Source organism: Aromatoleum petrolei, assembly GCF_017894385.1.
Classification (GTDB): Bacteria; Pseudomonadota; Gammaproteobacteria; order Burkholderiales; family Rhodocyclaceae; genus Aromatoleum; species Aromatoleum petrolei.
Genome location: NZ_CP059560.1, coordinates 4952730 through 4974908 on the forward strand (window position 1 = coordinate 4952730; position 22179 = coordinate 4974908).

22 protein-coding genes are annotated in these 22179 nt (G+C 65.6%); 6 read left to right on the plus strand and 16 right to left on the minus strand.

Features of this window, described 5'->3' with window-relative positions; genetic code table 11:
* The first annotated feature begins 67 nt into the window (after positions 1-67).
* Entirely contained in the window at positions 68-346 is a 279-nt protein-coding gene (ftsB, locus tag ToN1_RS22665) for a cell division protein FtsB (protein ID WP_169205079.1), read from the plus strand.
* A 29-nt stretch (positions 347-375) separates the two neighbouring features.
* Here the strand turns inward: ftsB and ToN1_RS22670 are convergent, their stop codons facing one another.
* The 10 genes from ToN1_RS22670 to ToN1_RS22715 all read right to left on the minus strand — a co-directional run bounded on the left by ToN1_RS22670 (position 376) and on the right by ToN1_RS22715 (position 9002).
* Positions 376-807 carry a CBS domain-containing protein gene (locus ToN1_RS22670; protein WP_169205080.1) on the minus strand — a complete coding sequence of 144 codons (432 nt, stop codon included), beginning with the start codon at positions 805-807 and terminating at the stop codon, positions 376-378.
* Positions 808-901: 94 nt separating this feature from the next.
* The gene (locus ToN1_RS22675) at positions 902-1444 is read right to left on the minus strand and encodes a C40 family peptidase (RefSeq protein ID WP_169205081.1); all 543 of its coding nucleotides are present in this window, start codon (positions 1442-1444) and stop codon (positions 902-904) included.
* A 92-nt stretch (positions 1445-1536) separates the two neighbouring features.
* A complete protein-coding gene (locus ToN1_RS22680) occupies positions 1537-1866 on the minus strand; it encodes an MliC family protein (protein WP_169205082.1) in 330 nt (109 codons plus the stop codon).
* 38 nt (positions 1867-1904) lie between these two features.
* Positions 1905-2618 carry an SIMPL domain-containing protein gene (locus ToN1_RS22685; RefSeq protein WP_169205083.1) on the minus strand — a complete coding sequence of 238 codons (714 nt, stop codon included), beginning with the start codon at positions 2616-2618 and terminating at the stop codon, positions 1905-1907.
* A 124-nt stretch (positions 2619-2742) separates the two neighbouring features.
* The gene (locus ToN1_RS22690; RefSeq protein WP_169205084.1) at positions 2743-4713 is read right to left on the minus strand and encodes a M10 family metallopeptidase C-terminal domain-containing protein; all 1971 of its coding nucleotides are present in this window, start codon (positions 4711-4713) and stop codon (positions 2743-2745) included.
* 167 nt (positions 4714-4880) lie between these two features.
* Positions 4881-5753, minus strand: coding sequence for an HDOD domain-containing protein (locus ToN1_RS22695; RefSeq protein WP_169205085.1), 873 nt, complete (start codon positions 5751-5753; stop codon positions 4881-4883).
* Positions 5754-5833: 80 nt separating this feature from the next.
* A complete protein-coding gene (locus ToN1_RS22700) occupies positions 5834-6298 on the minus strand; it encodes an RES family NAD+ phosphorylase (protein ID WP_169205086.1) in 465 nt (154 codons plus the stop codon).
* Positions 6298-6759, minus strand: a complete 462-nt coding sequence (parS, locus tag ToN1_RS22705; protein WP_169205087.1) for a type II RES/Xre toxin-antitoxin system antitoxin — start codon at positions 6757-6759, stop codon at positions 6298-6300. The genes ToN1_RS22700 and parS overlap by 1 nt, the downstream gene beginning before the upstream one ends.
* A gap of 60 nt (positions 6760-6819) precedes the next feature.
* Entirely contained in the window at positions 6820-7791 is a 972-nt protein-coding gene (locus tag ToN1_RS22710) for a phosphoesterase (RefSeq protein WP_169205088.1), read from the minus strand.
* 53 nt (positions 7792-7844) lie between these two features.
* Entirely contained in the window at positions 7845-9002 is a 1158-nt protein-coding gene (locus ToN1_RS22715) for an aminotransferase-like domain-containing protein (RefSeq protein ID WP_169205089.1), read from the minus strand.
* A 73-nt stretch (positions 9003-9075) separates the two neighbouring features.
* Here ToN1_RS22715 and ToN1_RS22720 point away from each other — a divergent pair, with 73 nt between their 5' ends.
* Entirely contained in the window at positions 9076-9543 is a 468-nt protein-coding gene (locus ToN1_RS22720; protein WP_169205090.1) for a MarR family winged helix-turn-helix transcriptional regulator, read from the plus strand.
* A gap of 192 nt (positions 9544-9735) precedes the next feature.
* Positions 9736-11472 (plus strand): SulP family inorganic anion transporter, encoded by a 1737-nt coding sequence (locus ToN1_RS22725; RefSeq protein WP_210147912.1) that lies wholly within the window; start codon positions 9736-9738, stop codon positions 11470-11472.
* A 152-nt stretch (positions 11473-11624) separates the two neighbouring features.
* Here the strand turns inward: ToN1_RS22725 and ToN1_RS22730 are convergent, their stop codons facing one another.
* Together ToN1_RS22730 and ToN1_RS22735 are read right to left on the minus strand one after the other, a co-directional pair.
* Complete coding sequence (locus tag ToN1_RS22730; protein WP_210147913.1) at positions 11625-12236, minus strand: DUF938 domain-containing protein; 612 nt, start codon at positions 12234-12236, stop codon at positions 11625-11627.
* Between the two features lie 35 nt (positions 12237-12271).
* A complete protein-coding gene (locus ToN1_RS22735) occupies positions 12272-13432 on the minus strand; it encodes a GNAT family N-acetyltransferase (RefSeq protein WP_169207991.1) in 1161 nt (386 codons plus the stop codon).
* Between the two features lie 165 nt (positions 13433-13597).
* Here ToN1_RS22735 and ToN1_RS22740 point away from each other — a divergent pair, with 165 nt between their 5' ends.
* Positions 13598-14302, plus strand: a complete 705-nt coding sequence (locus ToN1_RS22740) for a 2-phosphosulfolactate phosphatase (RefSeq protein WP_169207992.1) — start codon at positions 13598-13600, stop codon at positions 14300-14302.
* Between the two features lie 54 nt (positions 14303-14356).
* Here the strand turns inward: ToN1_RS22740 and ToN1_RS22745 are convergent, their stop codons facing one another.
* A complete protein-coding gene (locus tag ToN1_RS22745; RefSeq protein ID WP_169207993.1) occupies positions 14357-14560 on the minus strand; it encodes a tautomerase family protein in 204 nt (67 codons plus the stop codon).
* Positions 14561-14802: 242 nt separating this feature from the next.
* On the opposite strand from ToN1_RS22745, the gene ToN1_RS22750 reads away from it, so the two are divergent.
* Positions 14803-16845 (plus strand): helicase-related protein, encoded by a 2043-nt coding sequence (locus ToN1_RS22750; RefSeq protein ID WP_210147914.1) that lies wholly within the window; start codon positions 14803-14805, stop codon positions 16843-16845.
* Positions 16846-16867: 22 nt separating this feature from the next.
* Here ToN1_RS22750 and ToN1_RS22755 read toward each other — a convergent pair whose 3' ends face one another.
* Entirely contained in the window at positions 16868-17779 is a 912-nt protein-coding gene (locus ToN1_RS22755) for a ketopantoate reductase family protein (protein WP_169207994.1), read from the minus strand.
* Between the two features lie 240 nt (positions 17780-18019).
* Between ToN1_RS22755 and ToN1_RS22760 the strand changes: the two genes are divergently transcribed.
* A complete protein-coding gene (locus ToN1_RS22760) occupies positions 18020-19339 on the plus strand; it encodes a DUF1615 domain-containing protein (protein WP_169207995.1) in 1320 nt (439 codons plus the stop codon).
* 43 nt (positions 19340-19382) lie between these two features.
* Here the strand turns inward: ToN1_RS22760 and ToN1_RS22765 are convergent, their stop codons facing one another.
* A complete protein-coding gene (locus tag ToN1_RS22765; RefSeq protein ID WP_169207996.1) occupies positions 19383-20156 on the minus strand; it encodes an enoyl-CoA hydratase in 774 nt (257 codons plus the stop codon).
* Between the two features lie 20 nt (positions 20157-20176).
* Complete coding sequence (aliA, locus tag ToN1_RS22770; RefSeq protein ID WP_169207997.1) at positions 20177-21805, minus strand: cyclohexanecarboxylate-CoA ligase; 1629 nt, start codon at positions 21803-21805, stop codon at positions 20177-20179.
* Positions 21806-22179: the final 374 nt, after the last annotated feature.

A 22179-nucleotide genomic window follows, 5' to 3' on the forward strand; every position in this document is an offset into this window, starting at 1 on the left:
ATTCAATGCACAAGGCCGGCGATCGATTCGCCGGCCTTCTTTTGATTACGAACTTATTTTCATCCTTATGCGCTGGCCTCTGGTCATCCTTGTCCTGCTGGTTGGAGCCCTCCAGTATCCGCTCTGGCTGGGCAAAGGCGGCTGGTTGCGGGTGTGGGATGTCGACCGGCAACTGCAGGAGCAGCGCGAGAAGAATCGCGAGCTGGAGCAGCGCAACGCGGGCCTGGAAGCCGAGGTCCGTGATCTCAAGTCCGGCAACGAGGCGATCGAGGAACGCGCACGTTTCGAGCTCGGGCTGACCAAGCCCGGCGAGGTTTTCGTTCACACCCCCCGGCAGAAGCCCTGACGGCGGCTACCCCGGGGAGTGCTGCCTGCTCAGAGCACTTCGGCGATCGCTTCGCGCTGCAACAGCTCACCCTCGAATTCGACCAGCTCGGGGCCGAGCGCGTCGCGCGCAGACACCATTCCCACAGGCCGGCCGTCACTCACGACGGGCACGTGCCGGAATCCGCCTTCGAACATCAGGTGCAATGCGTGGCCGAGGGGCATTTCGGGCGTTGCGGTCATCACCTTCGTGGTCATCGCACGCGCGACGGGTGTCGCCTGCGGGTCCAGTCCGGCGGCGAGCACGCGCACGAGGGCGTCGCGTTCCGTAAAGATCCCGATGAGACGGCCGCCTTCGGTGAGCATGATGGATCCGACCTTGGCCGCGGCCATCAGACGCGCAGCCTCGCTGACGGTCAGGTCCGCAGGGCCTGTGAGGATGGGGCGGCCGGCGATGACCTCGCTGATCTTTCGTGTATGCATGATTCTGCTCCTGCTGAAGAGTGGATGAGATGCTTCCTGTCAGCGTCGGCGGGTGCAGCGCCGCCCCGGGTTGTAGGCGCCCGGGTCGCCTCGTTCAACTGTCCGCCAGGAGCGTCCTGGCACCGTCGAATCTGGATCTGAAATAGGGGCTGTCGAGCCGTTCGACGCGCACGCGCCCCCGACTCGATGGTGCGTGCACGAACTTGCCTTCGCCCATGTAGATGCCCATGTGGGAGTATGGCCGGTTCATGGTGTTGAAGAACACGAGATCGCCCGGCTGGAGCAGCGCGAGACTGACCGGGCGCGTCCGGTCGGCGATCTGTGCGGCGTTGTGCGGCAAGCGGCGGCCGGAAACTTGTTCGACGATGTAGGACACCATGCCGCTGCAATCGAGACCCGCATCGGGATTGCGGCCGCCGAAGCGGTACCCGGTGTCGAGCAGGCCCAGCGCGAAGATGACCATTTCCCGCGAATGTTCGGGTTCTTCGAGGACGAAGTAGTCGGCGCTGACGCGCCCGGAGGAATTGTTCGGCGCGGTGGAGGCCTCGGGGCGCGGGGCCGGAACGCTGCCGCAGGCCGCTACGAGGGCTGCGATCGTCGATGCCATGAAGGCATGAAGCAGCTTGCGAACGACCATGGAGCTCCCCTGCACGCGATCCCCGAACGATAGGGGAATTTGCCTTCTGGTGTCCAGTGGGCGTTCAGGTTGTGGCAGTACCCTACGGGGCGTCAGAGCGAGGTTTTGCCGACAGGCCGGCAGGCCAGGCTGTCGGGCAGGCCCGGCCGGACCAGTGCTGCCTGGTCACCGTTGGCCGAGAGCAGGGTATGCCCGTCGGAATATTTCTCCCCGTCGACCGTCTTTTCGCCGGTGAGGGCGAAGATGCCTGCGCCGGTGCGCAGGCGCACATGGCCGTCGAAATATTCGACGGTGAACTGCTCGCCGCCGGGACAGCTGTAACTGACGACCCGCGATCCCTCTCGGGGCCAGGCAGTGCCGGCAAGGGAGCCGGCGCCGATGAGAACTGCGGAAAGGGCGGCCAGATGGCGATTGATGCGCATGAAGTGTCTGTATGAAGCGTGCGGCGGGTGGGGCCGAGTTAATCCGTCAGTTCGATGGTCCCGCTGACGGTGACGATGATCTCCGTTTCGCCAGCTTCGACGGGCATCGGTGCGGCCTCGGCGGCGAATGCCGAGGCGCGTGCTGCGGGGAAGGGCGGACGGGGGGAGCCGCTGTGGGTCACGGCCAGGTGGCGAATGCGCCACGGTTTGTTCAGGGTGGCAGCAATGGCTCCGGCGCGTTCCTGGAAGGCGCGGATAGCGTCCGTGGCGGCGAGGTCTGCGGTGTTCTTGCGCGTTTCGGGCGAGGGCTGCAGGGTCAGGCCTCCGAGCGCAAGCGTTCCCTGGAGCTTGCCGAGGAGTTCGGTGAGCGCAGGGAGATCCCGGCTTTCGAGTTGGATGTCGGAGCGCATGCGCCAGCCCTCGATACGCCGGCCTTCCTTGCCGTACACGGGGAAAGTCGTGGTCCCGGCGGATTTCGCCTTCACGGTCGCGTGGCCGCGCACCTGTTCAAGTGCGGTCGCCATGGCGCTGTTGACCTGTCGTGCGAGCGCAGCAGGATTTCGGTCATCCGCCTGGAAATAGAGGTTTGCGATGGCGAGGTCATTGGGGGCCGCGCGGCGGGCATCGGCGGATAGCTCGACAGTCGTTCCCTCGCTGGCCGATTTCTGTTCGGCTGCATGGCTTGACGTTGAGACGAGCAGCGGAAGCAGGAGGACGAGCAGGCAGCGGTGCATGGCCGTGTGTTTGTGCATATTCCGTCCGGAAGGCGTCAAGGCGCGAAGTGTAGCGCGACCGCGTTCGGTATCAAGCCTTCCATGCACTTGCGTTGTAATTGTGTGTAAGGCGATTGGGCGGGAAATGCGTCAAATCGGGCGATCAGAGCACGATGTCGTTGTGGGAGAGGGTGAGGAGTCCGACGTTGATCACGAACTCCGGTTTCGCATCGGCGTCCACGTTGCCGTACAGGATGCCGTCGGCAAGCTGGAGTTGGCCCGGTGCGTAAAAGGCCGTTCCAGCGGCCACGAAGGTGGCGTCGAAGGCGTCGTCCCCTGCGGTGAGGAGGTTCGCGTCGATGAGGGAGAGGTCGAGGAGATCCTCGCCGATCGTGAAATCAGTGATCCGGTCCGCCTTGCGGGCGCTCACTCCGCTGTCGGCCACGGCGTCAAAGCGGAAAATGTCCTGACCTGCGCCGCCGGTGAGGATGTCGAGGCCCCCGGCGCCGATCAGGGTGTCGTCGCCGCCGCCGCCTTCGAGGGTGTTGCGCCCGGTGTTGCCCGCAATGACGTTGTCGCCGTCGTTGCCGCTGCCGTTGGCGCGTGCGCGGCCGGTGAGGGTGAGATGTTCGAGGCTTGCGCCCAGGGCGAAGGAGATGGAACTGCGCACGGTGTCGATGCCGCCCAGCAGGCCGTTCGATTCGGTCACGACGTCGCTACGGTTGTCGACGATATAGGTATCGTCGCCGTTGCCGCCCGAGAGTCGGTCCGCACCACGGCCGCCGTCGAGCAGGTCATGACCGAACCCGCCGTCGAGCGAATCGGCGCCGCCCAGGCCGAATAGCTGGTCGTCCGCATCGGTGCCGGAGAGGATGTCGGCGCGACCGGTGCCCGAAACCGCGATTCCGGCAACGGGCGCGGCGCGCTGTCCCCCGGTGAGTTCACCCGCACTGCGGGTGAGGCCGTCGGCGAAGCGGAAGTACTCGACGCCGGTGATTGTGTCGATGCCGCTCCACTGGCTCTGGAAGGTGAAGGCCCCGGCGGTGGAGTCGTAGATGATCGCGTAGCTGCCGAGATCCGCGCCCAGGATGGCCCAGTCGACGCCGATGCCGCCGTCGAGGTAGTCGTTGCCGCTGCCGCCGAGGAGTTCGTCGTCGCCGCCGAATCCATAGATCCAGTCGTTTCCGCCGCCGCCGTCGAGACGATTGGCGAGGGTATTGCCTCTGATCGTATCGGCGCCGCCGCCGCAGATGACGTTCTCGATGTCCGTCGAGTACGCGATGGCGAGGTTGTTGGTCATGTCGTTGCAGGAGCTGTACGCTCCCGGCGCGATATCGACCGTGCTGGCCGACGACCAGCCGCTGAGGTTGAGGGTGTCGTTACCGCCCGCATCGTAGATCGTGAGTACGGGGTGGGGGTTAAGCCTGAAATCGAGGATTGTCGCCATCGCGCCGCCGACGTTGGCGCCGAAGCCGTAGGTGGTGTCGCCACTGCGGGTGCTGCGATCTGCGTCGTAGATGCTCTGGATCGCCAGCACGTCATTGAGCATGGGCGTCTGGGGCTGATGGAGCTGACCATCCGAGCCTATCCAGTCGGCCCAAGCGATCTGGCCGGTTCCGGCGGACCAGGTGCCATGGGTTGGGCCGAAGTAGGACATGACGGATAGGACGGTGCTGTCCTGGTAGCTGGTCGGCTCGGGTGCGTAACCGTTGTAGTCGCCCATGTGGTCGAGCCCGAGGGCGTGGCCGATCTCGTGGACATAGGTCATGTAGCCGTAACTGCCGACCTCGGGGTCGGCGAGCGAGGTTTCGCCGGCCCTCAACCAGACGCTTCCGTAGTTCGGGAAGTAGGCGTGGGCATAGTCGGTGCTGAGCGTGAACCCGAATTCGATGTCGGACGAGGTGCCCGACACTTCGGCGAAGGAAGGGGCGATCAAATCGTCCCAGGAGGCGAGTGCCAGTTCGGCGTGGGCCTGCTGGGTGAAACCCAGCGGCTGGAACGAGCCGCCTTCGTCGGTCCAGTACAGGTTGGCGGTGCTGACGGGAAACGCGTAGGTGACGGTGCTGCCGACCCAGTGATAGCCCGAATCGAGCTGTTCGATGATCTGCTGCGTCGAAAGTGCTGCCAGAGCCATGCGCGCCTCCGTGTCCGTGCGGGATGGTCGGTCGGACAGGCGAATCGATCGTGGCGTCGCCGGGGCGACCCCGGCGTTTCGCGTGCCCCGGTCCGGAGGTCATTTTACAGGCAATCCGTAGGGGATTCGGCTCCGTAGTTTCCGCTCGTGGTCACTTGCCGGATGGATCAACCCTCAAGCACGGCGTGTAGATCGGTGGCCACGGCGTTCATGTCGTCCATGAGGGATAGATACGGTTCGCCTAGCTCGGCGCGGGCCTGCGCAGCGGCGTCGAAATCCTTCTTCATCCACTCGAAATGTCCACCGGCCATGACGTTGCCGATGTAGACGATGTCGGTGAGATGGCGCGGGTACTCGGGTACGGGACGGGGGTGGTCGTGGTCGCGCGTGGCGATGGCGATCTCCTCGGGAATGCCGAGGGAGAAGAGCAGGGACTCGCCGATGCTCTCGTGCCATTGGTAGACGAGGTGTCGGACGGTATCGGGCCGCTCCCGCAGTTCGTCGTACTGCGAGGCGCGATAGAGCATGTAGCTGGCGCCCAGGTCATGCACCAGCCCCGCGAACAGCGCCTGGTCGGCGGTCACACGGCCGAATTTCTGCGCGAGGACGGAACAGGCGGCAGCGGTGGTCACGGAGTGTGTCCAAAGCCGACGCGATATGCCGTCGAAGTCGGTCAGGTCCTTGGCGAGCAGAAGCTGCCGCATCGCGATGCCGAGCGCCAGGGAACGTACGGACTTCGTTCCGATGCGCATGACCGCGGACTGCAGGTCCTTGCAGGGTGGGCCGTCGCGGCGGTTGAGCACGGAATTGGCTGCGCTCAGCAGGCGGCTGCTGATCATGGGGTCGAGGCTCACCGCGGCGCTGATCTTCTCGATCGGTGCGTCGGGGTCGTCGAGCAGTTCGCGCAGGCGGATCGTGACGTCGAAACAGGTCGGGAAGACCAGTTTGCGGGACATTTCGGTGGCGATGTCTTCCAGCATGCGGAAACGCTGGGCCTTGAGGGCATCGCCGGTCTTGTCTTCTTCGCGTGTGGAGGACATGAGGAGTTGGGGAGGTTTGTCGATTTTCCGCGTGAGGTGACCGTCTTCGGGCGCCATCTGCCGTCGCGGGCATTGAAAAATCATGAGCTTCGAATGAGGCGCAAGTCCGTGACGAATTCCTGCGCTTCACCGATGGCGATTTTCGCAAAGAACGGGTGCAAGGGGTTGAGCAGGTAGTTGGTTTCCGACGGGATCACCACACTGGGGACGGCCAGTACGGCGGCCGAACCGCCCTTCGCCCAGTCGCTGCCCATGTCCTGCAGCTGTTCGCGCGCCGCGGGGGTGCGCCAATCGTCCGGGAGCGTGTCGGCGGCAATGCGGTCGATATGCAGCCCGCTCGGGATTCGTGCCGGGATGACCACGTAACGGGCGCGCAAGGGTTCGTCCTGAACGAGCATTTCGAGCATGGCGAGGGATTGTGTCGCGGCCGTATACACCATCGCGATGCCCTTGCGGTTCCAGCGTCCACCGTAGAGGCGGGCGCCCTCGCCGGAGAACGCCGACTCCGCAAAGCGCGCCGTCACCAGGCGCCACACGGTGAGCATCAGGCGAAGACGCCGTGCTCGATGCGGCCCAGGGTGTCCAGGACGCTCTCGGCGCCGATGTCGGTGTCCATGAGCGACAGCGGCACGGCAGTGCCGAGGGCGGTGTTCGGCGATTTGAGCCAGTGCATGGCGACTTCGGGATCCTCGAAGACCTCCTGGGCGCGTTCGGCCACCCGTGCGAGGCGTACCAGCTTGGCGGATTCCTCGCTGTTGAGGGTCCCTTCCCTCTTGCGACGGGCGAGGGTGCGCTCGGGAATCCCCAGGGCTCCGGCAAGTTCGGCCTGCGTGACGTGGAGCGTCTTCGTTGCCGAATCGACGGCCGCAGACGAAATGCCGCGGCGGATGACCGCAACCCAGTCGAGCGCCGTCCGCGGCCTTGCGCGCAGCACGCCCTGACCGCCGAGCACGGATTCGATCGAGAGCGACGGAGGGGGCGGCAGGGCTGCGGCGGGGGTATTCATGGTGAACTCCATTTGCGCCATCTGGCTTCAATTATAAGCAAATTTGGCGCGCCTGGACGTTCAGAGCGCGGGATCGGGCTGTGTCGCGAGCACCTGTTCAAGGAAATCATGGAAGCGCATGCGAAAGCCCGCAGCATTGGGATGGCCGCCGCCGCCGTAATGTTCGGCGATGCGTGCGACGTTGACTACATTGCAGCCGCGCAGTGAAGCCTTCACGAAGCCGTCGCGGCCCAGTTGCCAGACGAGGCCGAAGGTGCGCGAGCGCTCGGCGAGCCGTCCGCCGAGCTCGGATGCAAATGCTGCGCTGGCATTGATCGCAAGGCCGTTCACCCGCATGTCGGACTCGGCAGCGGGGGCTGCGGGAGCGAGGTTGGCCTGCAGGCTTACCGGCATGACCAGCGCACTGGAGGCGAGCCGATCGACCTCGATGGCAAGGAAACGATCAACGGCTTCGCCTTCGTCGATCAGCGCACGATGAGCGGGTGAAGACGCATCCTCGCTTGCGCGCACGATCGGATCCCAGGTGAGGAAGGCGAAATCGCGCATGCGCAATGCCCGGCAGAAGGGACGTGTGCCGGGGAGCCTGAAGCACCACATGTCCTGGTCCTCGATATGCGCGAGCGCCGTCGGGATTGCCGTGCCCGGATGGAAATATTCCCATGCGAGCCTGGCGCCGGATCGTTCGAGGTCGAAGATCACCGTCAGATTGCGGGAGGCATCGTGAAAGCGTTCGCCGCCCGTCCCTACGTCCGTATTCAGCAGCTCCGCCCAAGCGGTGCGGGCGCTCGCGTGGTGGTCAATCTGGCAGACCGAGCGGGCCAGGGTGGCAATGCGCTCGAGCTCGGCGCGCGAAAACGAGAAGTCGAGGATGAAGACGTCGCGTCCGGTGACGTCTTCCGCTTGCCAGTCGTTGCCGTAGTGCATCGGCAGGTAACGTGCCGCGTCGCCCAGGAGACGCCAGGCTGCATAGGCGGCACCAAAGCCGTCGAGGCAGTCGGCGTGATAGTAGATGGTGGCTGCGGGTGTGCTCATAGTGCATTCCATCATGCCATAGGGCGCCCGGAACGGACCGGAGGCGACGGGAGTCAGGATGCGCTGCGTAACAGCGCTGCCAGCCGCCTCAGCCCGACATCGGCCTGCTCCGCGGTCGCATGGCTGAAATTGAGCCGCAACTGGCCGCAGGCTTCCGTTTCGTGCGGCAGGAAGGGTTCGCCGGGCATGAAAGCGACGTTTGCTGCGATCGCCTTGGACAGCAGCGCGCGCGTGTCGATCTTCTTGCGCAGCGTCAGCCAGTAGAAGAGGCCGCCGGGGGGTGTCTGCCATGTAGCGATGTCGCCGAAATGTCGGCGCAGCGCCTGCTCGAATGCGTCGCGGCGGACGCGATAGCTTGCGACGAGGGCGTCGATGCGCGCATGGCGCGCGGGATCGTTGAGCTGCTGCAGCACTACCCACTGGCTGACGCGGTTACTGTGCAGATCGGCCGCCTGTTTGAGGCGCGTCAGGAACGGGAGCAGTTCGGGCGAGGCGACGAGGTAGCCCAGGCGCAGGCCGGGGGCCAGGCTTTTCGAAAAAGAACCTTGGTAGATCCACGGCGTGCGCTGCAACCGGGCGCACAGCGGGGTGCGTTCGCAAGGGTCGTAGGCGAGGTCGCGGTAGGGGTCGTCCTCGAAGACGGGGATGCGTGCCTCGTCGAGGCGGGCTGCCAAGGCAGCGCGTTGCGCGGCGTCGAGGCAGCGTCCGCTCGGATTCTGGAAGGTGGGGATGACGTAGGCGAATGCGGGCTTTTCGCGCGCAAAGCTTGCCGTATCGGGTGCCTCGGCATCGTAGGCAAGCAGGTGTGCGCCGAAGAAGCGGAACACCTGCAGGGCCGCGAGGTAGGTCGGGGATTCGACAGCGACGGGCGTTCCGGAGTCGATAAACAGTTTTGCGACGAGGTCGATGCCCTGTTGCGACCCGGAGACAATCAGGACCTGGTCGGCTATGCAATGAAGCCCTCGTGCGCGCAGGTCTGCGGCAATCCATTCGCGCAGCGGCCGCTCCCCCTCGCTGGGACCATATTGCAACGCATTCCGGGGCATGCCGTCGAGGGATAGGCACGGAAAACTGTCGCTGGAGGGCAAGCCGCCGGCGAAGGAGATCATCCCGGGGCGATCGACGACGGCGAGGATTTCGCGGATCGGGGACGCATGCAGGTCGCGAGTACGGGTGGAGAAGGCGGGAAGGGCGGATGGCGTGGCGGTCATGATGGCGTCCGTTATAAGGGTCAAGAAACTTGACCTATAGACAAGATAACGATTCGCCTTCTAGCATGTCAACATGATTGACCAACTTTTCTCCGATGACCGTCGACCATTGGTTGGCGATGAGGCACGCCTGCGCAAGGCGATTGAACTGCTGTACTTCGGCTATCGTGCCTTCACCGCTCCGCCGGACTGCATCCTCGCGGAGCGAGGCCTCGGACGCGTGCATCACCGCATACTCTATTTCGTCGGTCGCAATCCGAAAATTTCGGTGAATGCCTTGTTCGGTGTGCTCGGGGTGAGCAAACAGGCCCTGAACGCGCCCTTGCGCCAGTTGGTCGAGATGGGCCTCATTGCTGCCGATACTGCGGCGCACGACCGGCGCGTCCGCCAGTTGCAGCTCAGTGCCGACGGCGAAGCGCTCGAAGCACGCCTCACTGGGGCGCAGATGGTCCAACTGGAGGCAGCATTCCGGCAGGCAGGTGTCGGGGCCGAGGCCGGGTGGCTGGCCGTCATGGAATGCCTTGCAGACCGAGGAATTTAGCGGGGGGGCGCTGCTGAATGCCACTGGGGATTGTGATATCAAGGAGGCTCTGAAGTTCGAGGGCTTTGACTCCCTCAGACCGAACGGTATTGGTTCGGGGGTGAATGCTTGGCCGTGAGGCGACCCCCATCAGGGGCGTTGCGCTTACGCAGGTCGTGTTGCTGCGGGTCGGACAACCTGGGGTGAGAGTATTTGAGCAAGCTGCAGAGCCGGATTCTCGAGCAACTGGCCGCTCGCGGCGGCGACTGGTGGCGGACGCTGACCGCGGCCGGCCTGCGGGCGGACCTGCTCGCGGGCCTGCTCGGTGCGCTGCTGGTGTTGCCGCAAGGGGTGGCATTTGCGCGGCTCGCGGGCCTGCCCCCGGAGTACGGCATCTACACGGCGGTCGTCCCTTGCATCGTCGCGGCGCTGTTCGGTTCCAGCCGCCACGTGGTGTCGGGACCGACAAATGCGAATTCGCTTGCGCTTTTCGCGATGCTGTCGCCGTTGGCGATACCAGGGACGCCTGACTATCTGCGCCTCGTGCTCACGGCCACCTTCATGGTCGGCGTGATGCAGTTCCTGATCGCGCGTTTCCGCTTCGGTTCGCTCGCAAATTTCATCTCGCCATCGGTGCTCAGCGGTTTCATGTCGGGTGCGGCGTGCCTGATTGCCTATCACGCTGCGGTGGATCTTTGGCATCTGGCGTGGCCTGCAGGGCGCTTCGCCTGGATCGAACCCGGAGTCGCTCTCGTGACTGTCGCGGCAACGGTGGCCGCCTCCCGTTTTCGGCCACGGTGGCCGGCGATGCTGCTGGGACTCGCTGCAGGCCATGCGCTCGCCGAGGGCTGGCAGTGGCAGAGCGGGCAGGCGGTTGCACGCCTCGGTGCTCTGAAGTCGGCGATTCCGCCGCTCAGCATGCCGGACCTGTCCCCCGCGACGCTTGCACAACTGGCCGGCATCGCGCTGTCGCTGACCATCGTTGCGCTCGGTCAGTCGATTTCGATCGCGAAGGCCATGGCCGAGCGCTCCGGTCAGCACATCGACGTCAACCGCGAGTTTCTCGGACAGGGGCTGTCGAATATCGCAGGCAGTTTCTTCTCCTCCTATCTTTCCTGCGGCTCCCTGAACCGTTCGCTTCCGAACCTGGAGGCGGGGGCGCAGACGCCGCTTGCGGCGGTCTTCTCGAGCGTGTTGTTGCTGGCGCTTGTCCTGGCGAGTGCGGATCTGCTTGCGGGGATTCCGATGTCCGCCGTTACGGCCCTGCTGTTGTACGTGGCGTGGACGCTGATCAACGTACGCAGGATCACGGGGATCGTGCGCTTCAGCCGTCAGGAGGCGGTCTGCCTCGGGGCCACCTGGGTGGCGATGCTCCTGATTCCGATCGAATTCGCGATCCTGATCGGGGTTGGGCTGTCGCTGCTGTTCTACCTGCACCACACGTCGCGGCCGGTGATGCGCGTGTTGGTGCCGCATGGGCCGGAGCGGCGTTTCACTCCGGTCGAGGAAGTCACCGGTGCGGTGGCGGAGTGCCCGCAATTGAAGCTGGTGCGCATGGAAGGCGACGTCTATTTTGGCGCCACGCAGCACGTCGGGAACGTGCTCCGGGAGTTCCGCGAGCGTCATCCTGGACAGAAGCACCTGCTGGTGATGGCCAAGAGCATGAATTTCGTAGATATGGCCGGCGAGCTGCTGTGGTCGCGCGAGTTCCGTCTGCGGGCGGGGACGGGGGGAGGACTGTATTTCCACCGCCCCCGACCGCGCGTGGTCGATGCGTGGCGGCGCAGCGGCCTGCATCAGGAGCTTCTCGGAGGGCGGCACATCTTCGCGAGCAAGGCGGACGCGCTCGCACACATCGTTCCGACCCTCGATCCCGACATTTGCGCGCGGTGCACAGCGCGCATCTTCCTTGAATGCGCCAAGATGCCGGGCGGGGCCGGGCGCGGCTAGAATCGCGCAGTACCTGTAAATAGACCTCAAGCTCCAGCGAACCCGACGCCGGTCAGCGCGTCAGAGGATTCTCCTCGCATGAACACCCCCGCCGCCCACCACCCGAGACGCGGCATTCTCTGCATGATGTGGCGTTCCCTCTCTTCGCACTGCTAGGCCCGATTTCCAAGACGCTCGCGTCGCCAAGTTATGCATCGGTTGTTGGCCGGCATTTCGATGTCTTCGACGAGCACGAATCCGGCATCTCTTGCCAGTGCGTCGACCGCCTCGATGTCGCGGATGCCGCGCCGGGGGTCGTCGAGTTTCAGGGCCGCGTCGAATTGCGCGTTGCTCGCACTGGTGAAGCGGCCGCCATAGTTGAACGGACCGTAACAACAGAGCAGCGCACCCGGGGTCATGAGGGAGGGAAGCAGGGCGAAGAGGCGTTCGACCTCGGGCCAACTCATGATGTGCAGCGTGTTCGCAGTGAACACCGCGTCATGGCGCGGGGGCAGGGCGGGGGGGGCGTTGACATCCAGTGCGATGGGTGCAGGCGTGTTGGGCAGTCGTGCTTCGTGCAGCCACAGGCGGATTCCGGAAAGGTACTCCGGTCGGTCGGACGATTGCCAGATCAGGTGGGGCAGGGCCGCGGCGAAGTGGACGGCGTGCTGGCCGGTTCCGCTGCCGATCTCGAGCACATGGTGGCGGTCTGAGAAGTGGCGCCGCAGCGCGGCGAGAATCGGTTCGCGGTTGCGCTCGGTGGCGGGGGCGTGAGGCTTGTCCATCGTGGCGGAGGTCCATGCAGGTGAGGCGGGCGGTGTCAGCGAACGCCGGCATCCGGTTTGCGAAACGGTAGATGGTTCCTCGCGTCGTCCTGCCAGGCGGCAACGTCGAGCTTCTGGCGTTGGAGATGAGGCGCAATCACGCGTCGCATTTGCGGATTCGCGATCCAGTGCGCGGAGCGGACGATCTGTGGCGTGAACCCGCGGGCAAGCTTGTGCTCGCCGCCCGCGCCCGGTTCGAAGCGTGTGAGGCCGTGGCTCAGGCAGTAGTCGATGCCGCGATAGAAGCACAGCTCGAAGTGCAGGCTGTCGACGTGGCGGCTGGCGCCCCAGTAGCGCCCGAACAGCGTGTCATGGCTGCGGAAGCACAGTGACAGCGCGACCGTCTCGTCTCCGTCATGGGCTGTGAACAACACCATCCGGTCACCCAGCGTCGTCGCGAGTTCGGCGAAACATTCGGGGCTGAAGGCGGCGAAATTACCGAAGCGGTCGAAGGTCGACTTGTACAGGCGGTGCAATCCGGGCCACTCGTGTCCGCCGACCTCGTCGCCATGCCGGACGTCGATGCGCAGGCCTGATCCGGCCGCGCGTCGCCGCTCGGCGCGCACTTTCCGCCGTTTCTCGGCCGAGAACGACTGCAGGAAACCGTCGAAATCGCCGAAGCCGGCGTCGGACCAGTGGTATTGCACGTCGTGGCTCACGAGCAGACCGCTGGCCGCGACGGCGTCTATGTCGGCGGTCGTGGCCAGCGCGACGTGCCAGGTCGAAAAGCCGTTCTCGGCGCAGATGCCCTGAGCGGCGGCGATCAATGCGTCGCGCACCACTGAGCGGTCAACGACCCGCGGCGCGATCAGCAGACGCGGCCCCGCGACAGGCGTGTAGGGCAGGCCGGAGATCAGGCGCGGGTAATAGCGGTGCCCGAAGCGATCCCATACGGGTTTCCAGCTCCAGTCGTAGATGAAGTCGCCGTGCGAGTGACCCTTGAGATAAAGGGGGAGTATGCCGACGATCGCGCCGTCTTCGCTCGCCACGAGGTGCAGCGGCTGCCAGCCGGCATCGGGCGCGGCCACGCCCCGTTCCTCGACGATGCGGAGGAAGTCGCCGTTCAAGAAGGGGTGCCCCGGTTCGCACAGGGCGCTCCAGTCTTCGCGCGGGATGTCGCCGGCACCGTGGGCGATGCGGATCGTCAGCTTGTTCATGCGTGAGGCAAGGGGGAATGCGAACGGGCCTGTTGGACAAGTGTGCAGGAAATCGTTCCGGCGGTTGCGCATTTTCGAGCATACGGCGTCGGATGCCGTAGCGGCGCGGCTTCGTGCCGCGGCCCGGATGTGTCGTGTCGTGCCCCCTTGTCGTATGATCGAACGATGCAGATCTTCCGCGTCGCCCTGAATCGCCTCGTGCAGGAATCGCACGACTTCGACGCCGTCGTTGCGATCGACGTGCTGCGGTCGTTCTCCACCGCCGCCTATGCCTTTGCTGCCGGTGCGTCCGAGATTCATCCGGTCGGAACCGCCGCCGAGGCGGAGCTGTTGCTGGATCTGTTGCCCGATGCACTGACAGTGGGGGCCTTGCCCGGCGGGCGTCCGATGCCGGGATTCGACCTCGGGAACTCGCCTGCACGCGTGCGGGAGCTGAACCTCCGCGGCCGGCCGGTGATCCTGTCGACCGCGGCGGGGGTTCAGGCGCTGCTGCGCTTTCGCAGTGCGCCGCGGCTGTTTGCAGCCAGCCTCGTGTGTGCCGGCGCGACCCTGCGCGCGTTGCGCGCGGCCGCGCCGAAGCGGGTCGCGCTGATCACGACGGGTGAATGGATCGATCGCGATGGGGACGAGGACATCGCCTGCGCGGACTACCTCGCGGCCGGTCTGCAGGGCGAGCGCATCGACGGTGATGCGCTGGCGCGCCGGGTACGCGATTCCGATTTCGGTCGGCGCTTCATTGCGGGAAACGATCCGGCGCTGCCGCTCGCCGACCTCGACCTGTGTGCTCAGGTCGATCGATTCGATTTCGCGATGCCGGTGACGCGGGGGCACCACGGACTGGTGATGCGAGTCGCCCCCGAGCGTCGCTGATCGTGTGCTGCGGGGGGACGAACGCGATTCGCCGGCGAACCGCGGGTGCCGGCACTATGATCCGCGCTTGCGCCGCACGGTGACGCTCTCACCGGCTATCCCCCAGTTGTCCGTGTCGACCTCGTCGATGACCACCACCGTGGTCTGCGGGTTCTTGCCGAGGACGTACTGTAGCAGGCGCGTGACGCCGCTGATCAGTTCGGCCTTCTGCTCGGGCGTGGCGCCCTCGCGGGTGATCTTGATGTTTACGTAGGGCATGTGCGTCTTCCTGCTGGGTGTGAATCACTATGGAACAATATCGGTCGCAGGTTAGCGTCGAGTCAACATCACGTAAAATGAATTAATTGGATGTGACATATCTCGGTTTGGGATTGTTGCGCTGACCTCCTGCGTTTTGTCGTCGGACGCTCAGGGGCGATCCGCGCAAGATCGATTGTCGGGGTATCGCCGAGTGCCCGAGCCATGAGACCCTCCATTCTTTCCTGCCTGGATCACATTAATTGGAAGAGAACTTCTTCATCGACCCGGAAGCCGTCGTGCCCGCAGAGGACGATGCCGAGAACGACGATGCGCTGCTCGACGTCGCGCGAGAACTCCATCTGTGGCTGCAGAGCTTCAACGCGCGCCTGGTGCACAACGAGGGCGCAGTCGCGATCGAGGTCGCCGGCGAAGTGGAGGCCGGTGGCCAGCGCTACCCCTACCGCCTGGTGCCCGAGCGCTGCGTGCTGGCGCGAGTGCCCAAGTGGCGCAAGCTGCCTGAGGAGAAGCATCTCGCGTTGGTGCGCGAGCGGCTCCACATGGCCTCGGTGGCGGAGTTCGAGGCTGACGTGCGCGCGTTCGTCACCGGCGTGCTGCAGCGGGCGCAGGCCGAAGGGCTGGACGGTGCGCGATTCCTGCGCGCGCTGGAGACCGGCAAGGAACTGGCGAGCCGACGTTTTCGCATCGTCGAGGACCGCCTCGCCGAAGCGGCCGTGCGTCGCCGTGCGGAGACAGTGGCCGAGGCCGCGCGCGACACGGTCAAGCTGACGCGCTATCCGGAGTCCTTCGAGACGGCGTTCATGATGCGGCGACGCTTCGTCGCAATCCTCGGGCCGACCAATTCGGGCAAGACCCACCAGGCGATGGAGGCGCTGGCGAAGGCCGCGACCGGCGTGTATCTCGCGCCGCTGCGCCTCCTGGCGTTGGAGAATTACGAGCGCCTGGCCGACCGCGGTGTCGCGGTGAGCCTCGTTACCGGCGAGGAGCGGCGCATCACGCCCGGTGCGACCCACGTCGCGAGCACCATCGAGATGCTCGACACCTCGCGTCCTGTCGAGGTCGCGGTGATCGACGAGATACAGATGCTGGAAGACCTCGATCGCGGCTCTGCGTGGACCGCGGCGGTATGTGGCGCGGCGGCGAAGACGGTGTTCCTGCTCGGCGCGCTGTCGGCCCGCCCGGCGGTGGAGGCGCTCGCCGAGCGCCTCGGCTGCGAGCTGGAGGTACGCACGCTGGAGCGCAAATCGCCGCTGGAGATGGCGCCGCGTCCGGTCGGCAGCATCGGGCAGCTGCGTCGAGGCGACGCGGTGATTGCGTTCTCGCGCCGCGACGTGCTGAATTGGGCTACCAACATCGCGGAGGCCGGTTTCCGCGTTGCCACGATTTACGGCAATCTCTCGCCGGAGGTGCGTCGCGCGCAGGCGCAGCGCTTCCGTGACGGCGAGGCCGACATCGTCGTTGCGACCGACGCGATCGGCATGGGACTCAACCTGCCGGTGGCGCGAGTGGTGTTTTCCACGGCGAAGAAGTTCGACGGCATCTCGGAGGACATCCTGCCGCCCTGGCTCACGCACCAGATTGCCGGGCGGGCAGGGCGCTTCGGTCTGCACGAGGCGGGCCTCGTCGCCGGTTTCGACGAGCACACGCACCGTATCGTCGGCCGGCTGATGCGCACCGGGGCCGATCCGCTGTCGAGCCGCGGTTTTTATGTAACGCCCTCGCTGCATCACCTGAGGAGCATTTCGGCTGCAACCGGCGAGCGTGCGCTGGCGCGCCTGCTCGAACTCTTCTCGCGCAACATCGACCTCACCGACGATTTTTTCCTGCCCGGCGACCTGACCGAGCAGATCGAACGTGCGCGCTGGCTCGATACCCTGCCCTTGTCGCTTGAGCATCGTTTCACGCTGTCGCTGGTGCCGGTATCGACACGCGTGGAGTCTCTGAACCAGGCTTGGCAGGAATGGGCGCGTGCGCTGTCGAAGGAGCGCACCTCGCACCTGTCGATCGAACCGGTGGGGGGCGGTCGCTACGCGCTGCAGGCCGCCGAGGATGCGTGCAAGAAGTATTCTGCCTATGCGTGGCTAGGCTATCGGCTACCTGAACATTACCCGGATGCCGAAGTCGCCGTCGCGCTTGCTCGCAGCATGTCGGAGACCGTCGACGAGATGCTTGCGCGCCAGCACGGACGACGGCGGGATTCCGCGTCCCGGGGCAAGGGGCGCGGCAAGGCGCGCAGGGATGACGGTCGCCGGCGTCCGTCTGCCGATCGCGGCAAGGGCAGGTGATCGGCCGGCTTCGGGATGCTTGTCAAGCGGCGGACGCGGTCCCCGCGTTCCGCTCCTCGAGCAGCTTCACGATGCCGAACAGCACGCGGTTGACCGGGGTAGGAACCCCAAGGGCCCGCCCGCGCCGCAGCACGTAGCCGTTCAAATGGTCGATCTCGCTGCGCTTGCCGCGCCTGAGATCCTGCGCCGTGGACGAAAACTGCGCTGGCATCGTCTGCGCGATCTTCTGCACCGCGTCCCAGCAATCGCCTGGAACGGTGATGCCTTCAGCCCACGCTAGATCGAGACATTCCTGCACCGCGTCGCGCATGATGTCCTCGATCGATTCCCCCGCAACGAGCCGGCCGTAGGGTAGTTGCGTAATCGCCGACAGGGCGTTGTACGCGCAGTTGAGGATCAGCTTGGCCCACAGTGCGCCGACGACGTTGTCCGAGACATCGACGGGCACGCCGGCGGCACCGAACATTTCGACAAGGCGCGCGGAGGCGTCGGACGGCGCGATCACGAGCTCCCCGCGGCCGTGGTGCTTCACATGGCCCGGGCCGGCCATTTCCGTCGCAACATAGACGACGGCGGCGCCAACCTGGCGGCCGAGCAGTGCCTGCAGCCGTTCAGCATTGTCTACACCGTTCTGCAGGCTGAGCACGATCGCCTCGGGCGATAGATGGAGAGCCATTTCCGCCGCGGCGTCCGCCGTGTCGGTCGACTTCACGCAGCACAGCACGAGCTGCGCGTTCCGAACGGCTTCGGCGCTGGTACTTGCCTTCACCGGGATGCGTTCCTGAAACTCGTGCGTGTCGAGGAGGAGTCCATCGCGCGTCACGGCTTCGACGTGCATCGGACGACCGATCAAGACGACCTCGTGACCGGCGCGCGCGAGCATGCCGCCGTAGTAGCAGCCGACTGCGCCGGCTCCCATCACTGCAATTCTCATGAGCATCTCTCCTTTGGGGCGTCAGGAGTCGCGGGCCGCGCGTCATCGAGGCGGCGCTCCGCGGCCAGACCGACATGTTAGACCCTTGCGGGCTCGCTGCGGGACGGGACAGGTGCGCTGGCGCTACCTGGAGTGCAAAATCGCGCGGCTCCGGGGGTGCAATCTGATAGTGTTGCGCTCCGCGCGGAGACTCTCGCCAGGAGCTGGCCCCCGCGTGCCGCTGCCCCGGGAATCCGCCGGATGCCTTTTCACGATCACCGCATGCATCACCAGATGAATACGCCGCACCTCAGTCGACTCGTTCCCGTCCTTTCCATCACGGCCTTCGTGCTCGGTGGGTGCGCCGCCGTTTCGGAACCACCTGCCGTGCAGGCGCCCGCGCCGGTCGAAATGCGAACGGCGGACGTGCTCCCGTCGACGCCTCCATCGCAGGGGGGCGTACCCGCGGCACCGCCCGAGGGGCGATTCGTGCAGGGTTTCCCGCCGCGGGTGCAGGAACAGGACGCACGCAGGTTCGTGTACGCGCTGCTTCCGCCGGGCGTCACGCGCGAGCGCGACGAGTGGGCGGCGGACATCGTCGCGGCCGTCATGGCGCTGCGCCTCGCACCGAGCGCCGAAAACTTCTGCGCGTCGATCGCGGTGATCGAGCAGGAATCGAGTTTCCAGGCGGATCCGGTGGTCCCCGGCTTGTCGAAGATCGTGTGGCGGGAAATCGAGACCCGCCGCAAGCGCTACCTGATCCCGAAGATGGCGCTGGACGCCGCACTGTCCCAGCCGTCGCGCAACGGCAAGACTTACCGCCAGCGCATCAACGCGCTGAAGACGGAGCGCCAGATGAGCATCCTCTATGCGGATATCATCGGCGAGGTGCCCGGCGGCAAGCTGCTGCTGAGTGGATACAACCCGGTGCGCACCGGTGGACCGATGCAGGTGAGTGTCGCGTTCGCGGAGGAGCATGCACGGGAGAAGTCTTACGCCGGGGCGACGAACGGCAAGGTGCGCGAGGCGGTGTTCACGCGCCGCGGCGGCGTCTATTTCGGCATCGCACACCTGCTCGATTATCCGGCGCCGTATCGTACTCCGCTCTACCGCTTCGCGGATTTCAACGCGGGTCACTACGCCAGTCGCAATGCGGCCTTCCAGATGGCCTTAGGCAAAGTGGCCGGGCTGGCGTTAGTGCCGGACGGCGACCTGCTGCGCTACAAGGACGGCCGTCCGAGCACGGTGGCGAGCGCGACCCAGCGCGCGGCACTGAAGATCTCGCGCAGGCTGCGCCTGAACGAGGTGGAGATCGAGTCGGCCCTGCGGCAGGAGAAGGACGAGTCGTTCGGCAGCACGAAGCTCTATCAGCGCGTGTTCTCGCTCGCGGACGAAGCGGCCGGGCGGCCGGTGCCGCGTGAGGCGCTGCCGCAGATCCGCCTGAAGAGCCCGAAGATCACGAGCAAGATCACCACGGCCTGGTTTGCCGACCGGGTAAACACGCGCTATCGCTCGTGCGTGAACCGGGCAGCCGCCGTGCCGGACCTGCAGCCGGCGTGGTCGAACGGAACGAGGCTGTAGGCCATGGGGCCGCGCCGGGCGGGCGCGGGTTCGGCGCAGGTGCCTAGCGGTCGGCGAAGCGCGGGGCGCGCTTCTCGACGAAGGCGCTCATGCCTTCCTTCTGGTCCGCCAGGCCGAACGTGGCGTGCAGGGTGCGCCGTTCGAACAGCAGGCCTTCGTTGAGCGGGCCTTCGAAGGCGCGATTCACCGTTTCCTTCATCATCATAAGGACGGGCAGCGAGAACTCCGCGATCTTCGTGCCGGCCGCGAGCGCCTCGTCGAGCACGCTCTCGGCCGGGTAGATGCGCGCGACGAGTCCGCTGCGCTCGGCTTCCTGTGCGTCCATCAGGCGACCGGTGAGGCACAGGTCCATCGCCTTGGTCTTGCCCACGGCACGCGGCAGGCGCTGCGTGCCGCCGGCGCCGGGGATCGTGCCGATCTTGATCTCCGGCTGGCCGAAGCGTGCGTTCTCCGCAGCGAAGACGATGTCGCACATCATCGCCAGTTCGCATCCGCCACCCAGCGCGACGCCGGAGACGGCGGCGATTGTCGGCTTGCGGAAGGTCTTGAGGCGCTCCCAGTTGCGCGTGATGAAGTCACCCTTGTAGGCGTCCATGTAGTCCATCGCACGCATTGCGGCAATGTCCGCACCGGCGGCGAAGGCTTTTTCGGAGCCCGTCACCACCACGCAGGCGATGCCGGCGTCCGCTTCGAAGCGGTCTAGTGCCAGGCCGATCGCGCTCATCACGTCATCGTTCAACGCATTGAAGACTTCGAGCCGGTTGATGCGGATCAGTCCGACCTTGCCACGCGTCTCGACGAGGATCACTGAAGTCATGGTGTCGTTCCCCATCGCCATCATTGGCCGCTGCCGAAGGATTTGGCGGCTTCGCGCAGCTTGAACTTCTGCAGCTTGCCGGCCGGCGTGCGCGGCAGGTCCTCGACGATCTCGAGGCGCTCGGGGTAGTACTGCTTCGCAACCTGCTGCTTGTCGAGATAGGCGGTCATCTCTTCGAAACTGAGCGTGCTGCCGGGTTTCAGCGATACGAAGGCACATACGCGCTCGCCCAGGCGCCGGTCCGGGTAGCCGACCACGGCGACCGTCGTGATCGACGGGTGGCGATACAGGAGGTTCTCGATTTCGACGACCGGGATGTTCTCGCCGCCGCGGATCACGATGTCCTTGCTGCGCCCGTTGATGCGGATATAGCCCTCGCTGTCCTGGAAGGCCGTGTCGCCGGTGTCGAACCAGCCGTCGGCGGTGACACCGTTGAGTTGCGGACGTTTGAGATAGCCGGCGAACAGGGACGAGCCGCGGATCAGCAGTTCGCCCGTCTCGCCTGTGGGCAGTTCGGCCGCGTCCGCTCCGACGATGCGGATCTCGATGCCGGGCAGGGCGCGGCCGTCGGAGACGCCGGATTTCTGCAGCGCACGCGCCGGTTCGGTGACGGTCACCGCGCCGCATTCGGTCATGCCCCACGCCGAGCAGATGCTCAAGCCCATCAGGTCCCAGGCACGCTGGACGACGACGGGCGGGATCGGTGCGCCGGCGCAGTTGAACTTCGTGAATTGCGGCGACACCGGCGAACCCGCTTCGACTGCCGCGCACATGTCGGAAACAAAGGCCGCCGAGGCCATGCTGAAGGTCACACCCTCGTCGCGGACGATCTCCAGCGCACGCGGCGCGTCCCAGATTTCCTGCAGCACCGTCGTCGAGTTCAGGATCAGCGGCAGCATCGCGAGATAGCCGTAGCCGGTGAGGTGCGCCATCGGCGACGCCCCGAGGATGATGTCCGACGGGCTCAGCTCCATCGTCGCGATATAGGCGTGGAGGTTCGAGAAGAGCGTGTTCGAGGTGTGCATCACGCCCTTGGGTTCGCCCGTCGTGCCCGAGGTGTACATGAGCAGCGAGACATCGTCGGAGCCGATGCCGGGGCCGGAAATAGGCTGCGTGTCCTCGCGCATCAGCACGTGGTCGAAGCTGTCCTCGCCGTCACCGTCGACGACCACGACCTGTTTCAGATGCGGCAGCCTGGGCTGCAGCTCGCGCGCCATCGCGGCGTGGTCGAACTTGCGGAACACCGCCGGCACGATGAAGACCTTCGATTCGGCGAAGTCCAGCATGTAGCTCAGCTCGTGCTGGCGGAAGATCGGCATCACTGGGTTTGCGGCGGCGCCGATACGGGCGCAGGCGAGCGAGAGCGCGACGAATTCCCAGCGGTTGGGCAGCTGGAAGCTCACGACGTCGCTGCGGCCCACGCCGAGCGCGACGAGGCCGCGGGCGATCAGGTCGACCCGCCGGTCCAGTTCGCGGTAGCTGAGGCGGACCGGTTCGGTCTGCCCGTCGCGGTAGCCGACGACGGCTGGCTTGTCCGGGCAATCCGCCAGCGCGCGGCGGAAATGCACGTCGATCGTCTCGTCGCGCCACAGGCCGGCGGCATTCATGGCAGTCATGCGGTCGGCGATCAGCACCGGGTCGAAGTTCATTTTTTTCTCTCCTCACTTTTGGCGGGGGCGGGGCCCGCGCACAACCCTGAATGATGTCCAGCGAGACCGTGGCGCTCGACGGGCTTCGCGGCGGCGCGGTCCGCGACGTTCGGTCCCCGCGGCCCTGCGTTCCTTTTGCCACGCATCTTCCTGCTTGTCGATCTCGGCCTCCGACCTTCCCCGGAGGCATGGCAAAGCTATTCTCTTTGCAAAAGTAAGTCAATAGATTGCTACACACTAACGCCATCAGCGCGGTATTGACGTGCTCCTTGTGTTCCGTAAGAGCCTTGTAACACCAGAAGGAATGGCGGGATACAGACCTTTCGGCGGTGGCCGTTGTGCTCGCACTGGAAAAAATTAAATAGCAATGTATT